12 protein-coding genes are annotated in these 18,543 nt (G+C 63.4%); 10 read left to right on the top strand and 2 right to left on the bottom strand.

All coding sequences use genetic code 11. From position 1 onward, the window contains the following. Nucleotides 1-153 precede the first annotated feature (153 nt). Together pbpC and BLW50_RS18375 are read right to left on the bottom strand one after the other, a co-directional pair. On the bottom strand, nucleotides 154-2,217 hold the full coding sequence (gene pbpC, locus BLW50_RS18380; RefSeq protein WP_090709339.1) for a penicillin-binding protein 1C: 2,064 nt from the start codon (nucleotides 2,215-2,217) through the stop codon (nucleotides 154-156). Nucleotides 2,218-2,258: 41 nt separating this feature from the next. Next, entirely contained in the window at nucleotides 2,259-7,493 is a 5,235-nt protein-coding gene (locus BLW50_RS18375) for an alpha-2-macroglobulin family protein (RefSeq protein WP_090709337.1), read from the bottom strand. Nucleotides 7,494-7,799: 306 nt separating this feature from the next. Between BLW50_RS18375 and BLW50_RS18370 the strand changes: the two genes are divergently transcribed. The 10 genes from BLW50_RS18370 (at nucleotide 7,800) to BLW50_RS18325 (ending at nucleotide 18,486) form a co-directional block, all read left to right on the top strand. Further along, complete coding sequence (locus BLW50_RS18370; RefSeq protein ID WP_090705147.1) at nucleotides 7,800-9,227, top strand: peptidoglycan-binding domain-containing protein; 1,428 nt, start codon at nucleotides 7,800-7,802, stop codon at nucleotides 9,225-9,227. Nucleotides 9,228-9,456: 229 nt separating this feature from the next. After that, entirely contained in the window at nucleotides 9,457-10,443 is a 987-nt protein-coding gene (locus tag BLW50_RS18365) for an ABC transporter substrate-binding protein (protein WP_090705145.1), read from the top strand. 39 nt (nucleotides 10,444-10,482) lie between these two features. Beyond that, nucleotides 10,483-11,508 carry a Bug family tripartite tricarboxylate transporter substrate binding protein gene (locus BLW50_RS18360; protein ID WP_170850231.1) on the top strand — a complete coding sequence of 342 codons (1,026 nt, stop codon included), beginning with the start codon at nucleotides 10,483-10,485 and terminating at the stop codon, nucleotides 11,506-11,508. A 16-nt stretch (nucleotides 11,509-11,524) separates the two neighbouring features. Then, complete coding sequence (locus BLW50_RS18355) at nucleotides 11,525-12,742, top strand: MFS transporter (RefSeq protein ID WP_090705141.1); 1,218 nt, start codon at nucleotides 11,525-11,527, stop codon at nucleotides 12,740-12,742. Between the two features lie 153 nt (nucleotides 12,743-12,895). Beyond that, on the top strand, nucleotides 12,896-13,357 hold the full coding sequence (locus BLW50_RS18350; protein ID WP_348272858.1) for a MarR family winged helix-turn-helix transcriptional regulator: 462 nt from the start codon (nucleotides 12,896-12,898) through the stop codon (nucleotides 13,355-13,357). 114 nt (nucleotides 13,358-13,471) lie between these two features. Then, nucleotides 13,472-14,743: a DUF2325 domain-containing protein gene (locus BLW50_RS18345; protein ID WP_170850230.1), complete on the top strand. Its 1,272-nt coding sequence runs from the start codon at nucleotides 13,472-13,474 to the stop codon at nucleotides 14,741-14,743. A gap of 40 nt (nucleotides 14,744-14,783) precedes the next feature. After that, nucleotides 14,784-16,271, top strand: coding sequence for an aldehyde dehydrogenase family protein (locus BLW50_RS18340; protein ID WP_090705132.1), 1,488 nt, complete (start codon nucleotides 14,784-14,786; stop codon nucleotides 16,269-16,271). Nucleotides 16,272-16,437: 166 nt separating this feature from the next. Next, nucleotides 16,438-17,127 carry an extensin-like domain-containing protein gene (locus BLW50_RS18335; RefSeq protein ID WP_244544479.1) on the top strand — a complete coding sequence of 230 codons (690 nt, stop codon included), beginning with the start codon at nucleotides 16,438-16,440 and terminating at the stop codon, nucleotides 17,125-17,127. Nucleotides 17,128-17,282: 155 nt separating this feature from the next. Further along, complete coding sequence (locus BLW50_RS18330) at nucleotides 17,283-17,516, top strand: hypothetical protein (RefSeq protein WP_090705127.1); 234 nt, start codon at nucleotides 17,283-17,285, stop codon at nucleotides 17,514-17,516. 55 nt (nucleotides 17,517-17,571) lie between these two features. Then, complete coding sequence (locus BLW50_RS18325) at nucleotides 17,572-18,486, top strand: metallophosphoesterase (RefSeq protein WP_090705124.1); 915 nt, start codon at nucleotides 17,572-17,574, stop codon at nucleotides 18,484-18,486. The last annotated feature ends 57 nt before the right edge of the window (nucleotides 18,487-18,543 follow it).

Raw genomic sequence — 18,543 nt, 5'->3', positions numbered from 1 at the left:
CGCCTGCGCAGCAGGCGAGCGGGGATCCGGAGCGAGAGGTAAAATCTCAGAGTTGCTGAGCGTGACGCGTGCGCGTTTCACACCCAGGCCGTTGTTCTGGATTCCTGCTCGCGCCTACGGCGCGTCGGGAATGACACGCTAGTTAGTCGCGTCTCACTCCAACCGCACCAGCACGCTGTCGCTGGCGCCCTTCGCGTCGATGATCGAGACGCGGGCGAAGCCTGAGCCATCAGGCCGCCAGGAGGTTTGCCGGCGGATATCGGCGGCGCCAACCGGCGCGCCATTGACCATCCAGGTGAAGGGCGCGATTCCGCCCTGCGCTTTCAGGGCCAAGGAACTGACACTGGCGCTCGCGCCACCGCCGGAAAGGCCCAGATCGACCCGCGCGCCATCGGGCGGATAGGCGATCTTCAGCGGTGCGCCGGTGGCGGCCGCCACGGTCTTTGGCGCATCCTTGCGCAGATGGCGCAACGGCGGCGGTAGATTGCTGGTGGTGGCGATAATGGCGCCCGGCGGCTGCGGGATTGGCTCGTAGGTCGCTCCCGCCCGGGCGAAGGCATCGAACAATACAGGCGCCGCCACCTGGCGCGCCACCAGGCCTGGCACCGCGCCATTGTCGGCGCGGCCGAACCATACCGCGATGGTGATCTTGCGATCGAAGCCGACGGCGAAGGCGTCGCGATAGCCGTAGGACGTGCCGGTCTTGAACGAAATGCCGCCGGCGAGCGCGTTGGTGGGCGGCGGCGCGCCGCGCAGAATGTCGGCGACATACCAGGCGGCCACCGGCTCGGCGATATGCTGCTGTGCCGGCGTCGGCGGCGGCAGGTCGCGCCGGTCGATCAGGTCGGGCACATCGCCGCGCCGCGCCAGGCCGGCATAGAGCCGGGCGAGATCGCGCAAGGTGATGCCGAGGCCGCCGAGGGCAATGGCAAGGCCGGGCGGAGATTCAGCTGGCAGCACCACGGTGGCGCCGGCGTTGCGCAGGCGCGCCAGCAGACGCGCTGGGCCAACATCGCTGAGCAGGGAAACCGCCGGCACGTTGAGCGAATTTTGCAGGGCCTTGCGGGCCGTGATCTGGCCCTGGAAGGTCATGTCGAAATTTTCCGGCGCATAGATGCCGTAGCGGGCGCGGCGATCCTCCATCAGCGTTTCGGGATGGGCGAGACCGTCCTCGAAGGCGAGCGCATAGATGAAGGGTTTCAGCGTCGAGCCTGGCGAACGCAGCGCTTGCGTCATATCGATGGCGCCGGCGCGTTCCAGCGACAGGTGATCGGCCGAGCCGACATGGGCGAGGATTTCGCCGGTGGCATTGTCTATGGCAAGTAGTGCGCCGGTGACCTTTGGGCCAAGCCGGTCGACGCTCTCGCGCACCAGCTGTTCGAGTGAGGCCTGCAGGCGCTGGTCGACGGTGAAGTGCAGGATGCGCCGCTGCGGCTCGGCCGCATGGCCCGCCGCCGCGGCATGGCTGGCAAAGGCGGGGAACGGCTTGCGCTCGCCCTTGAAGATTTCGCGCAGCGCGCCGGCCTGTTCCTCGGAGCTCAAGAGGCCAGCTTGCCGTGAGCGGTCGAGAATACGGTCGCGGGCGCGCAGCGCCGCCTGTAGATCGCGATCCGGTCGCCGCGCTTCCGGCGCCTGCGGCAGGCCGACAAGCAGCGCCTGTTCGGCGAAGGACAGGCGGCGTGGCTCCTTGCCGAACCAGGAGAGCGAGGCGGCGCGCAAGCCTTCCAGATTGCCGCCATAGGGCGCCAGCGCCAGATAGAGGTCGAGGATCTCGCGCTTCTTCAGCGTGCGTTCCAGCTCCAGCGCCCGCACCACCTGCCGCAATTTGGCGGCGAGGCTGCGCTGGTCCTGCGGCGGATCGATCAGTCGCGCCACCTGCATGGTGATTGTCGACCCGCCGGAGATGACACGGCCGTGGTGCAACATCTGGCCGGCGGCGCGCGCCAGCGCCCGCCAGTCGACGCCGTGGTGATTGTAGAAGCGGCGATCTTCATAGGAGAGCAGCATGTCGATGAAACGCGGATCGACATCATCGACGGTCACCGGCAGACGCCAGCGGCCATCCTCGGTGGTGAAGGCGCGCAACAGCTTGCCATTGCGATCGACGGCGACCGTCGATCCTTTGAGTGCCGCCTTGAGATCAAGCGGCGGTAGCGAGGTTTCGTAGGTCTTCCAGACGCCCGGCACGCCCAGGCCAAGCGTCGCCACCACCGCCATGGCGATGAGATAGCCACGTCTGCGCCTGGGCTTTGTGTCGGTCAACGCTGCGCCTCACCGATTTCGAACGTGCCAGTGCCCGTGCGGCCGAAACGTTCCGGGCGATACATGTCTTCCACCGTCGCTGGCGGCAGCACGTAGCGGCCAGGCGTCACCGCGCGGACGATATAGGCGACATTGAACGTCGCCCTGTCGCTGCCGCTGCGCTCGAAGGCCGCGACGAAGCGGTCGTCGCGATATTCCTGGTGCGTCGGCTCCACCGTCGCCTTGGCGAAGGCGAGTTCCGACACCGAGCCGCCATCGAACAGGTTCGGATTGTCGATCTCAAGACCCGCCGGTAATTTGTCGACCAGCAGCAACCGGGCATAAGCCGCTTCCAGTTCGGTGATTTTGAGAACGACGACGAGACGGTCGTTCTGCTTCACCTTGGTCAGGTCAGCCGGCTTGCCATCGAGCTTGTAATATTGCCGATCGACCTGATAACCGCGCGAAGCCGCCGGCTCTGGCGCCACCGGATGGCCCGACGTGGTGATGACCACCTGCGTCGCGCCCTGGCCGGCATTGCCGATGGTGATGTTGCCCCCTTCGAGCGCCGTGCCGCGCCAGGTGCGATAGAGCGCCCCGGTCTGCGGCACGCCGGCCACTGTGAGCTGCATCGACTGCGCTTCCTTGAACAGCGCCTGGGCCGCCAGCACCATCCAGGTATTCTCCTGCGTGCTGGTGTAGCCCGTGGCGGCGCGTTCTTCCTGCACGGCGGCGCCAGCAAGCGACAGCAGGTTGCGATCGCTGTCGGTTTCCGCCGCCAGCGTCAGGAGACCGGCGCTGTCGCGCAGCCGCGAACCGTAGTCGGAGCGCGAAAAGCGATTGCGCTGTTGCTCACGCAGCCGCTGCACGGCGGAGGCGAAGGCTTGTTGCGCCCGGCCACGGTCGCCGAGCATGGCGAGCGCGGCGGCAATCTGCGCCCGCGACAGAGCGGTGTCGAAGGACGACAGCTTGGTATCGGCGAAATAACGCAGATCGCCCATCACCGGCCGGCCGTTGCGGGCCAGCACATAGACCGCATAGGCGATGCCCGCCGCTTCGCTGGTTTTGATGTCGCCGGCATTGGCGACCTGGTTGCGCAGCCGGTCGAGCGCCTGTTCGAAGGGGCGTTGCGGCACGTCATATTTGGCCTCGCGCGCCCGCGTCAGGAAGTCGGTGATGAAGGCATCGAGCCAGAGATCGTCGCCCGCATTGTTGGCTGACCACAGGCCGAAGGCGCCGGACGAGGCTTGCCGCGACAGCACTCGCTCGATCGCATCGCGCACCCGTTTCTCCGCATCGGTGTCGAGCGCCAGCATCTGCGACGTGGCGAGGCGATTGACATAGAGCAGCGGCATGGCGCGGCTGACGATCTGTTCCGAACAGCCGTAGGGATAGCGGTCGAGCGCCTGAAGCAGCGCGCCGACATCGATGCCGCCATATGGCGTTACGGCGACCGACACGGCGCCCGTGCCGGGCAGGAAATCGGCCAAGAGATCGTTCGACAGCGTGACGCTGCTGCCGGCCGCCAGCGGCCGCACCGTGCGTTGATACAGTTCGGTCGATCCTGGCTGCACGTTGAGCGCCAAGGTCTGCGACGCGGCGATGTTCGGACCCGTCAGCTTCAGATCGATCTCGGCCCGGCCCATGCCGGCGCCCGTCACCGGAATGGTGAACTGCGTCTTGCCGCCCTGCGTCAGGCGGAAGGCGCGGCGTGCGGCGTTGGCGGCAAGTGCGATCGGGCCGCGCACGTCGAGATCAACAGCATAGTCGCCGGCGGCGCCTTCGACATTGTCGACCTGGATGTGGAACTGCGAACGGTCGCCCAGCGCCAGGAAGCGCGGCAGCGTCGCCTGCACCACGACGGGATCGCGCACGATCACGTCTTTCGAGGAGGCGCCGACCTTGTCGCGGCTCCAGCCGACCGCCATCACGCGGATGGCGCCGTTGAAGGGCGGAATTTCGAAGGTGACACGCGCCACCCCGTCCTGATCGACTTTCACCACGCCGGAATAACGCGCCAAAGGCTCCTGCGTCGGGCGATTGCCTTCAAGGCCGCGTCCCGCCGCGTCGCCACCGGAGCGGATCGCGCCGCGCGCGCCCTGCATGCCGTCGATAAGCAGGCCGTAGAGGTCGCGCACCTCGTTGGAGAGCTGTTTCTGGCCGAAGAAGTAATCGGTCGGATTGGGCGAGTCATAGCGTGTCAGATTGAGAATGCCGATGTCGACAGCCGCGACCGTGACATAGGCTTCTTCACCTGCGCTCAGCCCCGCCAGCCGGATCGGCATGGTGAGGGAGCGGCGTGGTTCGATCTTCTCAGGGGCTTCGATGGCGACATCGAGCCTGTGCGCGCCAGGATCGACCTGGAACCAGGACAGGCCCAGGGCGCGCCCCGGCATGCGCTTGGCCGCCTGATCGAGGGGACGATGCGCCAGCGCCACCGCATAGGCGCCCGCGCCCCATTCGGCTTTCACCGGCAGGGTGATCTGGTTGTCGCCGACGACCAGGTCGCGCACCGTGATGTCCTGCACCTTCTCGCCGACGATGGCGAGCGTCGCCTTGCCGGCAAAGCGCGAAGCGATCTTCACGCGCATCTGGTCGCCGGGCTTGTAGTCGGTTTTGTCGAGGGTCAGATCGAGCAGATCAGGCGTTTCCGCCGAAGCATCGCCAGACCAGCCGACATTGAAGGTGATGCTCGTTGGCGTCAGCGTGCCATCGTCAGACGCGAGATCGAGGCGGTGGGCGCCCCAGCTGACGCCGGCGGAAATGCGCGCCGGATCGTTGCCGGCGACATCGACCTTGCCATCGGCGATGCGGCGCGAAGCCTTGACGCGCTCATAGCCCCAGCGGCCGTCGTTGTTGTACCATTGATAGTCATTGGTGACGCGATAGAGCGACCATTGCAGGCCCTTCACCGGCACGCGCTGGCCATCGGCCGAAACGGCGACCACATCGAATGTCGCGGTTGAGCCTTCCGTCAGATCATCGAAATTCTTCTTCACCGCGATGAGGCCGTTTTTGGCGCGCACGGGCAGGGTGACAACCCGTTCCACGGCGCGTCCGCCGGGCTCGCCGGCGCGCAGCACGATGCGCGCTTCCACCGGTTGCGACGCCTCCACTTCCGGCACCGTGAAGGTCACGGCCGCCTGGCCCTTGGCGTCGGTCTGCGTGGCGTCGATGTCGTTGCGGACGGTTTCGAACTCTTCGTCCTGCAGGCCGGCCTGATAACCGCTGAGGCCGGGGATGTTGAGCGAACTGGCCTTGTTGATCGAAATCTCGCCGCTGACGTCGAGATCGGAGCCGGGCGCGCCGTAGAGATAGCGCGCGTTCGCAGTGATGGTGGCTTCCTCGCCCTGCACCAGCATCTGATCCTTCGGCTTCAGCGTCAGATCGAGCCGTTCCGGAACATAGTCTTCAACCAGGAAGGTGGCTTCGCCGATCGCCGGCAATTTCGGATCAGCGAAGGCCTGCACGCGCCAAGTGCCTGTGGCGACACCCGACAGCAGCGCGACCGACCAGGCCCGTCCGCCAAGACCTTGGTCGTTGACCAAGGCGCGCTTGTATTCGACGCCGTCGGGACGCTTGACGACAAGCGTCAGCGGCAGCGTGCTGGCGCCGCCGCGTCCGTCGCGCAACAGGGTCGAGACATTCACCGTCTCGCCCGAGCGATAGACGCCGCGTTCGGGATAAACATAGGCGTCGAGCGCCTTCACCGCCGTGCGGCCCTTAACGCCACGGTCGGTCAGATCGAAGGGCGCCTGTACGAGATCGAGGAAGCCGTAATCGTTGTTGCGGTCGCTGGCGATCAGTAAGCCTGGCGCCATGCCCCCGGTGCCGCGCGCCAGGCCCGGATCGAAACGGATATGGCCGTCATTGCCGGTGGTCTGCGTCGCCAACACTTCGTTGTTGCGCGCCAGCAGGCGCACTTCCACGGTGCCGAGCGGCGCGGCGGTGGCGAGCGAACGCACGAAGACATGCACGCCATCGTCGCCGGAGAAGCTCGTCAGCCCGAGATCGGAAACGATGAACCATTGCGTCGCCGCGCTCTCGTAGGAATCATCGTCATCCGAAGCGATCGATTGCGATATCGGTTTGTCGCCGGCGCGCGCCAGCATCACATAGATGCCGGGTTCGAGCTTGCCGACGGCTTCCATCACAGGGAAGGCGGTGACGACATCCTTGTTGAGCTCAGTGCGGGCATCGAGCGTGCCGGTCCAGACTTTGACGCCCTTGTCGTCGATGATCTGGCGTGCGCGATAGCCGCCGAGCTGGGACAGAAAATCGTCGGAACGGACCGTCGGAACAAGGTTGCGATCGCCAATGCGCAGAATGTCGACGGCGATCTTCGGCGCGTTCACGGAGACGACCGGAATGCCTTCCTGGCCGACGCGCGGCAGCACGTAGTTCTTGCCGGTGAAGCGCACCTGCGGCGAGCGATCGCGCACATAGATTTCATAGTCGGCTGATTTCAGCAGGTTCTCGCCGACCGACGAAGGCAGGCCCTGGCGCACGACGATCGAATATTTCTCGCCGTGCTTCAAGCCTTCGGCGCATAGCTGCTGATCTTCGGTCGAGACGGCGCCAGCGGCGGCGCCGGAAATGGCGATGAAGGGCGAGAAGTCGACCTTGCCACGCTGCAGGGGTTCGGAGAATTGGAAGCAGATGCGCGGCGAAGCGGCATCGTTGTCGACCTTGTAGTCGGTGATGCGGAAGCCGTATTTCGCTCGCAAATTCTCATAGATGCCGCGCACCGCGCGATTATCCGATGCATCGAGGCTGGCGCGATAAGCGTTGAGCGAGAGACGGAACAGCGTTTGCGCATCATAGACCGATCCAAGAAAGGCAAGCGTCGTTGCCTCCTGGTCCTTATCGTCGGCACGTTGATAAGCGGCATAAGCGGCGGAGATGGCGGTCTGATTCAAACGCCAGCCATCACTGGGATTAGCCGAGGCGGCGGCGCGCGCGGCGCGCGCATAGTCGAGCCAGGCCTGGCTGTCGCGCGGCGTCGCGGTGATGACGGCGCCGAGCGGCAACAGGGCGGCGCGCGGATTGCGCGAGATCATCGCCACGCCCTCACGGCGCAGATCGGCGGGCGCTCGGCTGGCCAGCGTCGCGCTGTCCTTTTTAACCTGTTCTTCAAGGCGGATGACGTTGGAGGCAAGGTCCTCGCGGACATAGGCTTTTTGCTGCGCAAAGGCGGATGTGGCGATGAGAAGTGAGAGCGCCGTCGCCAGACCGCGAAGTAGGTTGCGCATGAAGTCCTCCATAGAGATGCCCGCTATCGTCACCGAGCGCCGTGACAGCGCTAGCATGTCACATTTCAAGCGCGGGACATAGAACGTGATCGATTTCAAAACGTAGAGCGGGATTATCACGAAAAGCCGGTATTCACTTTTCGCATTCCGCTCTCTGGCAAGAACCATCAGATGTGTGCAACATCTGTGCGATAGCGCACTTCCGTCGCGACGATTTTTTGAGCATGATCACGCGCGCGGATCGCGATCATTAGAATTTTTCCGGATTGTGGCTTGTGGGCCGCAGCTGTGCACGGGGGCAAAACAATGGCTTTTACAACGGCAAGCGCGCTGCGCGTTATCTCGCTGTTGCTCGCTGCCACTGCGCTGCCGGGCCATAGCTTGGCCCAGCAGCCGGCCCCGGCGGCCGCCGCTCCCGATCCTGCTTTCGAGGCGGCCAAGAGCGCTTTCGAAGCCCTGCCGGATGCCGACCGGCGCGCCCTCCAGGATGCGCTTGTCTGGACCGGGGACTATAAGGGCAATGTCGATGGCAATTTTGGTCGCGGCACGAGAGATGCGATCGTCGCCTATGCCCGGCGCAGCAAGCTGCCGACCGATGGCACGCTTGATCCGAAGGCGCGGGCCTTGCTGGTCGCCGCAGGCGAGAAGATCCGCAACGCCCAAGCCTTTCGCAAGGTTGTTGACACGCGTTCAGGCGTAGCCATCGGCCTGCCGACCAAGGCGATGAGCAAACGCACCGACACCAAGACCGGCTCGACCTGGAGCACGGCTGACGGCGCCGCCGCGATCGATACGTTCCAAAACGCCGAGGCTGAAAGCGACCTGCCGCGCCTGTTCGAAATTCTGCGTGGCGATGGTCCGGGCCGGAAGGTCACCTATCGGGTGTTGCGGCCGGACTTCCTCGTCATCACCGGCGAAGAAGGCGAGCGCGTGTTCTACACGCGCGCGGCCCGTGGCATGGCCAATGGCGTGCCGACGGTGCGCGGCTACACCTTGTCTTATGCGCGCCGCTTGCGTCCAACTTACGATGTCTTGTCGATCGCTGTCGCCAATGCGTTCGAGCCGTTCCCGTCGGCTGCCGCGCCCTCATCGGCCACAGCGCCGGTCGTCAGTGCGGCGCCGTCCGCGCCGGCATCGCAACTGGAAGCCAGCGCCATCGCCATCGGCCCCGGTCTCTTCCTGACCGTGCTTGGTCGTGATTGCACGGATCCGAAAATCGGCGGTCGCGCCGCGACCATCACACGACGCGATGCCGATACGGGCCTGGCGCTGGTCGAGGCGCGCGGCGCTGAGATTGCGGCGGTTGCGCCTGCCGCCTCCACACCCAATGCCGGCGATAGTCTTGTCGCTTTGTTCGCCGCCCAGATGGGCGGCCGCGACGCGGAGATCGTCGTCGCCACGGGGAACTATGTGGCGCCGGTGGGAACCGGCGTGCCGCGTCTTGTGGCGCCGCTGCAAGGACGCATTGGCGGCACCGCGATTTTCGATCGCTCGGGCGCGCTCGTGGCTTTGGCGGCTGCGCCGGCGAACGATCCGGTGCGCTATGCTGGGATTGTGCCGCAAGCGGCTTGGAAGCTCATCCCCGCTTCGGCAGCGACCAAGCTGATGAACGATGCTGGTGTGAAGCCGGTTGTTCTGCCAGCCGGCATTCCCGCGCCACGTCCCGATCGCACCGCCGGCGATATCGCCGCTCAGCGTGGCCGCTCCCTCCAGGCGTTGATGTGCACGCGCTAACGCAAAGTGTGTTTCAAGTGAAACGCGATTGTCTTTGAGGTTGCGGCAAGCTGTAAAAGCATGCGGCTGACATGCGTTAAAGTGCATGAAGCTAGAGCGAATCTTTGATCACTCTTGCATGCCGCGTGCTTGGCAGCTGGGATGAAGGCTGCTACCACCCGATAAAGATAAAGCCACGATCCCGGACATTCCATTCCGGCAATGATCTTGGCCGGGAGGTTATGAGGCGATGTCTAAGAAGCTGGCGCTGACTCTGGCTTGCGGCGATTATGAAATCATTCGAGCTCTAAAAGAAGGCACGGTGCGGGCTGACGGCATCGAGCTGACGATCGTCACGACAATGGATTCCAGCACGCGGCACTGGCGCTTTCTGCGCAACCGCGAATTCGATGTCGCCGAAGTCTCGAGCTCGTCTTATCTGCTGGCGCGCGATCAAGGCCTGCCGTTCGCGGGCATTCCCGTGTTCCTGCATCGCCGCTTTCGCCATGGCTTTGCCTTCGTCAACACGTCGAAGGGCATCAACGAGCCGAAGGATCTCATCGGTCGCAGGATCGGCGTCAAATCCTTTCAGGTGTCGGCGATCTTGTGGCTGCGCGGCATTCTCGAACATGAATATGGCGTGCCGCATAAGTCGATCGAATGGGTGACCGAGATCGACGAGGATGTTGAGTTCACAGCGCCCGAAGGGCTGCGTCTTTCGCGCATGCGTCACGACCAGACATGCGAGGATATGCTTGTCGCCGGCGAGCTTGATGCGGTTCTGCACGCCGACCTGATCTGGCCGATGTTGCAGAAGCATCCGGCGGTCAAGCGGTTGTGGCCTGATTATAAGAGCGAGGAACTCGCCTATTTCCGCAAGACCAATATTTTCCCGATCATGCATGTGATGGGTATCAAGCAAGAGATCGTCGATCAATATCCTTGGGTGCCGGTCGAATTGCAGAAGGCCTTCGATGCGTCGAAGGCGGTTGCGATGAAGCGTATGGAAAATCCGCGCATCGTGCCGCTCGCCTGGTATCGTGAAGCCTGGGAGGAGCAGGAGGCCGTGCTTGGTCCTGATCCTTGGGAATACGGCATGACCGACAGCAACCGGCACACGCTTGAAACCCTGGTCGGCTATTCCTTCGAGCAAGGCATGATCAAGCGGCGGATCGGGCTGGAGGAATTGTTCCTCGAAGTGAGTCAGGGGCGTAAACGCGGCACCAATCGGATCTGAGATCAACATTGGGGGGGAAGGATCATGGGGGAGGGAAGGATGACGAAGAATTTCGCCATTGCTATCGTGCTGCTGGCGTCACAGATACCGGCGGCTGCTCTTAACCAAAGCCTTGCGCAGGACGCGGGCCCGTTCGCCAGCGGCAAGCCGTTGACGATGATCATCGGGTTTGGTCCCGGTGGTGGCTATGATCTGTGGGCCCGCGTGGTGTCTCGCCACATCACCAAACATTTGCCCGGCAAACCCAATGTCGTGCCGCAGAACATGCCTGGCGCAGGCAGTTTCACCGCCGCCAGCAATATCTATGCGATCGCTCCCAAGGACGGTTCGACCATGGGCCTCATCGCGCGCGATGCCGCCCTTGGTCCGCTCACCGGTCAACAGGGTGCGCGTTTCGATCCGCTGCAGATCACCTGGATCGGCACGCCGACCACCGAGACCAATGTCTGTATCGCCACCCAGAACGCGAAGGTGAAGACCTTCGACGATCTCTTGAAGACCGAACTGATTGTTGGCGATACCGGCCCAGGCACTGGCACGCGTGCTTATCCCCGTGCACTGAACGCCATCCTCGGCACCAAGTTCAAACTGGTGGCCGGTTTCCCCGCCTCTTCCGATGTGTTCCTGGCCATGGAGCGCGGCGAGGTCGATGGCATTTGCGAAAGTCTCGATAGCGTCGATGGCAAGCGGCCCGATTGGATCCCTCAAAAGAAAGTGAACTTGATCTTTCAGGGTGGCACCGAGCCGAGCCCCGAGATAAAGGACACGCCATTCATTCTCGATCTTGCCAAGACTGCCGAGCAGAAACAGGCGATTGAGTTCCTCTATGCGGGACAGGGTATTGGTCGGCCGTTTGTCGCGCCCCCCAACATGCCGCCCGAGCGAGTGAAAATGTTGCGCGATGCATTCAACGCGACAATGAAGGATGAAGAGTTCATCGCCGAGGTGAAGAAGCAGCGGCTTGATCTCGAACCGCATACGGGGGAGCAGCTCGAAGCGCTGATCCGCAAGATTTACGCGACGCCCAAGCCCATTGTTGAACGGGTAGGCGAACTGATTAGATAGGACTTCAGCGCGATAGATGGCAGCCTCGATTAAGGGTCTGGAACCGTTCCAGTCGCGCGAATATTCCTGTTTTTTCTTCTCGCGTTTCTTCGCCGGCCTGGCGATGAGCATGATCGATGTCGCCGTGGGGTGGCTGGTCTATGAAATGACCGGCAGTGCCGTGGCGCTGGGGCTGATCGGCCTTGCGGCCTTCGCCCCCAGCATCTTGTTCTTGCTCATCGCCGGTCACGTCGCCGACAGCTACGACCGGCGGCAGGTCTTGATGATCTGCTATGCCATATCGGCGCTGGCATCGCTGGGTCTGTTTCTGGCGGCGATGCTGCAGATGGAGACGCTGCCGCTCATTTATGGATTGGTGTTTCTGGCCGGTGCGGCGCGGGCTTTCTTCAGCCCCGCCTCTTCCGCGCTGCTGCCAAACCTGGTGAGCAAGGAGCAATTGGCGAACGCCGTTGCTCTGGGGTCCACGGCCACCAAAACCGCCTCGGTCATCGGGCCGGCGGTCGGTGGCTTCGCCTATCTGTTCGGCGCTCCTTTCGTCTTCTTCTGCACGACCTTTCTATCGGCGACCTGCGTTGTCTTGCTCTACATGCTCAAGCGCCGCCCGCCGGCTGCGGGTAAATCGCAATTGTCGTGGGGATATCTGACGGCAGGCGTCAAATCGATCTGGTCGAACTCGACCCTGCTGGGATTGGTCTCGCTGGATCTCTTCGCCGTACTGCTCGGTGGCGCGACGGCCTTGCTGCCGATGTTCGCCAAGGACATTTTCGATGCCGGCCCGGTTGGCCTCGGCTTTTTGCGCAGCGCCCCCTCGGTGGGCGCCATTGGCACGGCGGTGCTGCTGGCGCGCTTTCCGCTCAACAGCCGGGTCGGCTTGCGCATGTTCCAGGCGGTCGGCGTTTTCGGCCTCGCCACCATCGGCTTTGGCCTGTCGTCGAGCATTCTGCTGGCACTGGCCTGTCTGGTCGTGCTTGGCGCCGCCGACATGGTGAGCGTCTATGTCCGCACGACCCTCGTCCAATTGGAAACGCCTGATGAGATGCGCGGCCGGGTCTCGGCGGTGAACAGCCTTTTCATCGGCGCCTCGAACGAATTGGGGCAGTTCTATTCCGGCATCGTCGCCAGCTTGACCGGCCCGGTCTTGGCCGTGGTCATCGGCGGCAGTGGGGCCGTCGCCGTCACCCTGGCCTGGATGCGATTGTTCCCGAAATTGAAGGATCGCGACAAGCTGGTCTGAGCCAGGTTGCCGGAACGGGCGCGAAGGCGCAAAATTGTCTAGTATGTCCGGGAAGAGCCGTCGACCACGACTCGCCGGTGTTTAGGACGCATGATGAACGAACTTCTCGACGCAGAACGGGTCTGGTTTCGGCTTTTACGCGTGAATACGCGGATGAACAGCGTGATTGCCGACCGTTTGCGCGAGATTGGCCTGTCCGTCCCCCAGTGCGATATTCTCACCACGCTGACGGAACAGGAGGGCATGAGCCAGCAGGATCTCGCCCGCCGGCTCTATGTCACCAAAGGCAATATCTCCGGCCTGGTCGACCGGCTGGTGGCGGCAACCCTGGTCGAGCGCCGGACGATCCCCGGCGATCGCCGCTCGCACGCCATCTTCCTCACCGAAGCGGGCCGCAGCATCGCCACCGAGGCGATCGTCGTTCAAAAGCGGTTCGTCGAGGAGACATTCGCCAAAATGGCGCCCGACCGTTTGGCCGAATTCGAGAAACTGGTCATCGAGGTGCGGGATCTTGTGCGCGCCGCGGCCAATGTCCGGGAGCCGCCGATCGGCAGCAACTTGCCCAATAAGGTGCGCACGTCCTCGTCTCCGCGCGCGCGGATGCGGTCGCTTTAGCGAAAAGAACGGCAAAAACCCAAGGTTTCGGATTATAATCGTTTGATAATTGGCGATTTCGAAGCTTGATTCCTAACGCTATATATGTGTGAATATATCGTTCGGAGAGATGCGATGTTTCCACACCCGCAACCACCCAAGACTGTTCTGCGCATCGATGCCTCGGCTGGCTTTGCCTTTCCGGGTGTCGGGCCGCTGGTGAACGTCGCCGAGCCCCGTCGTCGCAAGCTCTGGGATTTCAGCCCGTCGCTGCATTGTTCGATCGTCGGCACCTGTCTGACCTTGCCGGCGCTACGCAAGGTCGTCGCCAAATCGGTCGGCCCGGCGGTCATCGCCAACCAGTCCGACCACGAGATTCACAAGGAAGGCGTGCGGCTCGCCGCGACGTCGGGCGGCGGCGGCAAGCTGCTGCAGAAAGCCCTTGAGGCCGAACACGCCGGGGCTATTCGGCGTTTTGAGTCGGCCTCTACGCCGGCCGATATTCTGTCGCTCTGGCGCGAGGCCCGCGCCGCCGGCGATGTGGCGGGCGGCTATTGGGCGGCGCTGACCCATCCGGCGACCGATACGACAACGCTGCGGCAGCTCTTCGGCGAGATCCATATGCTGTCGCATCTGGTGGGCGCCGCCAACCGCGCCGACATTCGCCGCCTTGCCGATCTCGAACAGGAGAATGTTCGCCTGAGCGAGAAGGTCGAGCGGCAGGAGAACCGCCTGCGCAGCATGGTGACCGAGCGCGATGCGCGCATCGCCCGCCTGCAAGCCGCTCTCGCCGAACCGACGCAGGCTCTGCCGACGCCCGAAGTGCGCAACGGCGAAGTGGAGGAATTGCGCGCCTTGGTGGCGGGCCTGCGCCAGAAGCTCGATCGCGAAAGCGCCCGGCGCCTGAAGCTTGAAACGCGGCAAACCCAGTTGCAGGACGACACGCGGGTGGCGCGCGAAGAGCGTGATGCGGCGGTCAACGCCAAAGCGCACTTGGTCGAAGAGCTGGCGACCTTGGAAGATTATGTGCAGGCGCAGCGCGCCGATGCGGTCCAGCCCGATGCTCAACCAACGCTTGCCGGTCAGACCCTGCTCTATGTCGGCGGTCGCCTCGACACATTGGCCGCGATCAAGGATGCGGTGGCATCGACCGGCGCGGTTCTGCTGCATCACGATGGCGGACAGGATGAAGCGGCAAGCCTGCTGCCATCGCTGATCGGCCGCGCCGATGTGGTCGCCTTTCCGGTCGATTGCGTCAGCCATAGCGCGATGTTCATCGTCAAGCGCCTGTGCAAACAGGCGGAGAAACCTTTTGTGCCGCTGCCGAGCAGCGGATTGGCCGGCGTTCTGCGCCTGCTCAAGGCTTGGCCGATCAATTGGCCCGAACGAGCCACGATCGACGCCTGAAGGGCGTCGTCACCTTTTAAAAAGACATGAGGAGAGAACCATGGATGACGTCACGTTTTCGGGCGAACAACAGGTATCGGCCTTTCTGGCGCGCGCCGGCAAATTGTTGATCGATGGCAAACACGTTCCTGCCGTTTCCGGCGCGACGTTCGATGTGATTAACCCGGCGACTGAACAGGTGATCGCCCGCGTTGCTCACGGCGACAAGGCCGATGTCGATCTGGCGGTGAGCGCGGCGCGCAAGGCGTTTGATGGCGGCCCGTGGGTGCGCATGGCGCCGGCGGAACGTGCCAAACTCATCTACAAGTTGGGCGAAGCGATCGATCGTCATGCCGATGAGCTGGCATTGATCGAGACGCTCGACAACGGCAAGCCGCTGAAGGCAGCGCGCACCATCGATATCCCGAGCTCGGCCGAAAAGCTGCGTTACTACGCTGGCTGGGCGACCAAGCTCTATGGCACCACGGCGGATGTGTCGTTGCCGGGTGATTGGCACGCCTACACTTTACGTGAGCCGGTCGGCGTCGCCGCTTTGATCGTGCCGTGGAACTTCCCGCTGATGATGGCGGTGTCGAAGATAGCGCCGGCGCTTGCGGCTGGCTGCACCGTTATTCTCAAGCCGGCGGAACAGACACCACTGACGGCGTTGCGTCTCGGCGAATTGGTTCAGGAAATAGGCTTCCCGCCGGGGGTCATCAACATAGTCACGGGCTTTGGCGAGGCCGGCGCCGCATTGGTCGATCATCCCGGTGTCGACAAGGTCTCCTTCACCGGTTCGACCGAAGTCGGCAAGCTGATCCTCAAAGCCGCCACCGGCAATCTGAAGCGGGTGACGTTGGAGCTGGGCGGCAAGTCGCCGGTCATCGTCTTTCCCGATGCCAACATCGATCAGACGATTGAAGGCGTGTCGCGCTTCATCTTCTCCAATGCCGGCCAGGTCTGCGCGGCGGGTTCGCGGCTCTATGCGCATAAGAAAGTGTTCGATCGCATCCTCGAAGGCGTGGCCGAACGGGCGCAGAAGTTGAGGGTCGGTCCCGGCATTGATGCGACGACGGACATGGGTCCGCTGGTGTCGCAGGAACAGCTCGATCGCGTCACCGGCTTTCTGCAGTCTGGTCGCGATGCTGGCGCTTCGGTCGTCACCGGCGGTCAGCGTTTCGGCCAGTCAGGCTATTTCGTCGAGCCGACGATCCTCGCCGACACCACCGCCGACATGGCTGTGCGGCGCGAAGAAATCTTCGGGCCGGTTCTCTGCGCGTCGGCGTTCGATGACGACAGTCTCGATGCCATCGCGACCGAGGCCAACAACACGACCTATGGCCTGTCGGCTTATGTGTGGACGCAGAATGTCGGCGTCGCCCATAAAATGGCGAAGCGCCTGAAGGCCGGCTTCATCCGCATCAATGGCGGTGGCCTCGACAATGCGCTGCCGTTTGGCGGTTACAAACAGTCCGGCTGGGGTCGCGAGAACGCGCAGGAAGGTGTCGAGACCTTCACCGAGGTCAAATCGGTCATCATCGGCCTTTGATTTTTCTGGAACGCTGTGAGCAGTGTTCCGGGAACTTGTGACAGGGCGATGGGTTCATCTTTTGATGAACCCACGCCTTTTTTGTTTTTGGCTTTCATTTGGTTTTTTCGGACTGATGCACGCCGATGGCGCGGCCGCCTTGCCGCGGGATCCGCCGTTGCCACCGGTGCGGCCGCAGTCGGATGCGGGGGCGAAGCCTAAGTCGGAAGCGCCCAAGGGAGCACCCAAGGAAGCTCCTAAACCTGACTCTCCCAAGCTCGATTCCGCTAGCCCGGTCTCGGCCGAGCCGCCGGTGCTGCCAACGGTGTCCACCACCTGCGCCGATTTTCTCAAGAGCGGTCAGGTCGAGGCGAAGCGGGTGAAGGCGCCGGACCGCGCCGGGCCGGGGTGTGGGATCGACGAACCTGTCCAGCTATCAGCGATCAAGGCGGCCGATGGTCGGCGTATCGCCGTGGCCGACGCCGGCGTGATGCGCTGTGACATGGCGCGCGCCTTTTCCGCCTGGGTGACAGGTGATTTCGCAGCGGTGCTGGAAAAGGACGGTCGCCGGCTCGACGGCATCGCCGCCGGCGCCTCCTATGACTGTCGCGGACGAAATCGGGTCAAGGGCGCGAAACTGAGTGAACATGGCAAGGGCAATGCGCTCGACATTCGCGGCGTTCGTTTTGCTGGAGGCGCCGTCGCCCAGGTGGGCAACAAAGGTGCGCCGATACCGCAGGCTCTGTTTGATTCCGCCTGTCGGCATTTTGCGACAGTGCTTGGGCCAGGGTCCGATGGCTATCATGAGGACCACATGCACATCGACTTGGCGCCGCGGCGGCCGGGGTCCCATTACTGCCGCTGGAAATTGCCCTGATCGAACGTCTTGATGTTGCTGTTGTGACGCAGCGCACAACGTTTATCCACATCGCGGGCTAGCAAGATTAAAGCTGTCTTAACCGATGGCTCACATTTTTAACGAGCCGGCGCCAAGTGGTTCGGACCGGCCGTGCCCCAGAGTGAGTTGCTCCAATGTCGACCCAGATCCAAGAATCCCTCCAAGAAACCCCTGCCGAGACCCCGCTGCGCAAGGTTAAGGACGCACGCGACCTCCTGACCCATCTCTATCGTGAAATCGGCATTTCGGCGGTCGCCGCCGCGCTGCATATCCGTGCCGACAAGCAGGAGGCCCTGCGTCCCGGTGGTCCGCGCCCTCAGGTGAAGGATATTCCCGCATTTTTGCGTGGCGACGACAGGGCGGCGTGATAGCCTCTTGTCCGCGCCAGCATGAGGGAGCCGGCGGGAACGGACAAGAATAACAATGGCATTTGTGACACGACGCGGCTTTCTCCGCGCCGCCGGTGGCGGTGCGGCGCTTCTTGGTGTGGGCGGTTATGCTTTCGGCGTTGAGCCTGGTTTAATCCTGACACGCACGGCCTATCACATGGCCCCGCCGGGTTGGCCGGCGGATTTGCATTTGCGCATCGGCGTCATCGCCGACGTGCACGCCTGCGAACCCTGGATGCCCGCCAGCCGCGTCCGCGCCATCTGTAACAAGGTGAATGCGCTTAACCCCGACGTCGTGGTCCTGCTCGGCGATTATACCGGCGGCCATATGATGGTGACCGGTCCGGTGATGCCGGAGGCCTGGGGCGAGGCGATGAGCGTGTTGCGCGCGCCCTATGGTGTCTATGGCGTGCTGGGCAATCACGATCTCTGGCATGGCGCTCTGCCGAACATGCCGGCGTTGAACGGCGATCCGGTACGCAAGGCGCTGCGCGATGCCGGCGTCACCGTGTTGGAAAACGATGCGGTGCGCGTGGTCAAGGATGGCCACGCCTTCTGGATCGTCGGGCTTGCCGATCAGCTGGCTTTACGGCGGAGCCATCACGAGTTTATCGGCATGGACGATCTGCCTGGCTCTCTGGCGCAGGTGACCGACGACGCACCGGTGATCCTGCTGGCGCACGAACCCTATATTTTCCCGCAGGTGCCGCAGCGCGTGGTGCTGACCTTGTCCGGCCATACCCACGGCGGCCAGGTCCGCTTGCCTGAGTTCATTCAGCCGATGATGAGCCAACGCGTGCGTTGGTCGCAGACCTATGGCCATGTGGAGATGAACAACAGACACATGATCGTCTCCGCCGGGCTTGGCACCTCGCTGGCGCCGGTGCGCTTCATGCGCCCGCCTGAGATCGTGGACGTGGTGCTCGGCACGCCGCCGCAGATCTCGTAAAGCGCTCATGAAAAAGGCCGGGTTGCCCCGGCCTTTGAGAACACATCCGTGCGGCTT

The sequence above is a fragment of the Beijerinckia sp. 28-YEA-48 genome (assembly GCF_900104955.1).
Taxonomy (GTDB): Bacteria; Pseudomonadota; Alphaproteobacteria; order Rhizobiales; family Beijerinckiaceae; genus Terripilifer.
The sequence above is the reverse complement of the archived record's forward strand: the minus strand, read 5'-3'. Positions and strand labels throughout refer to the sequence as shown.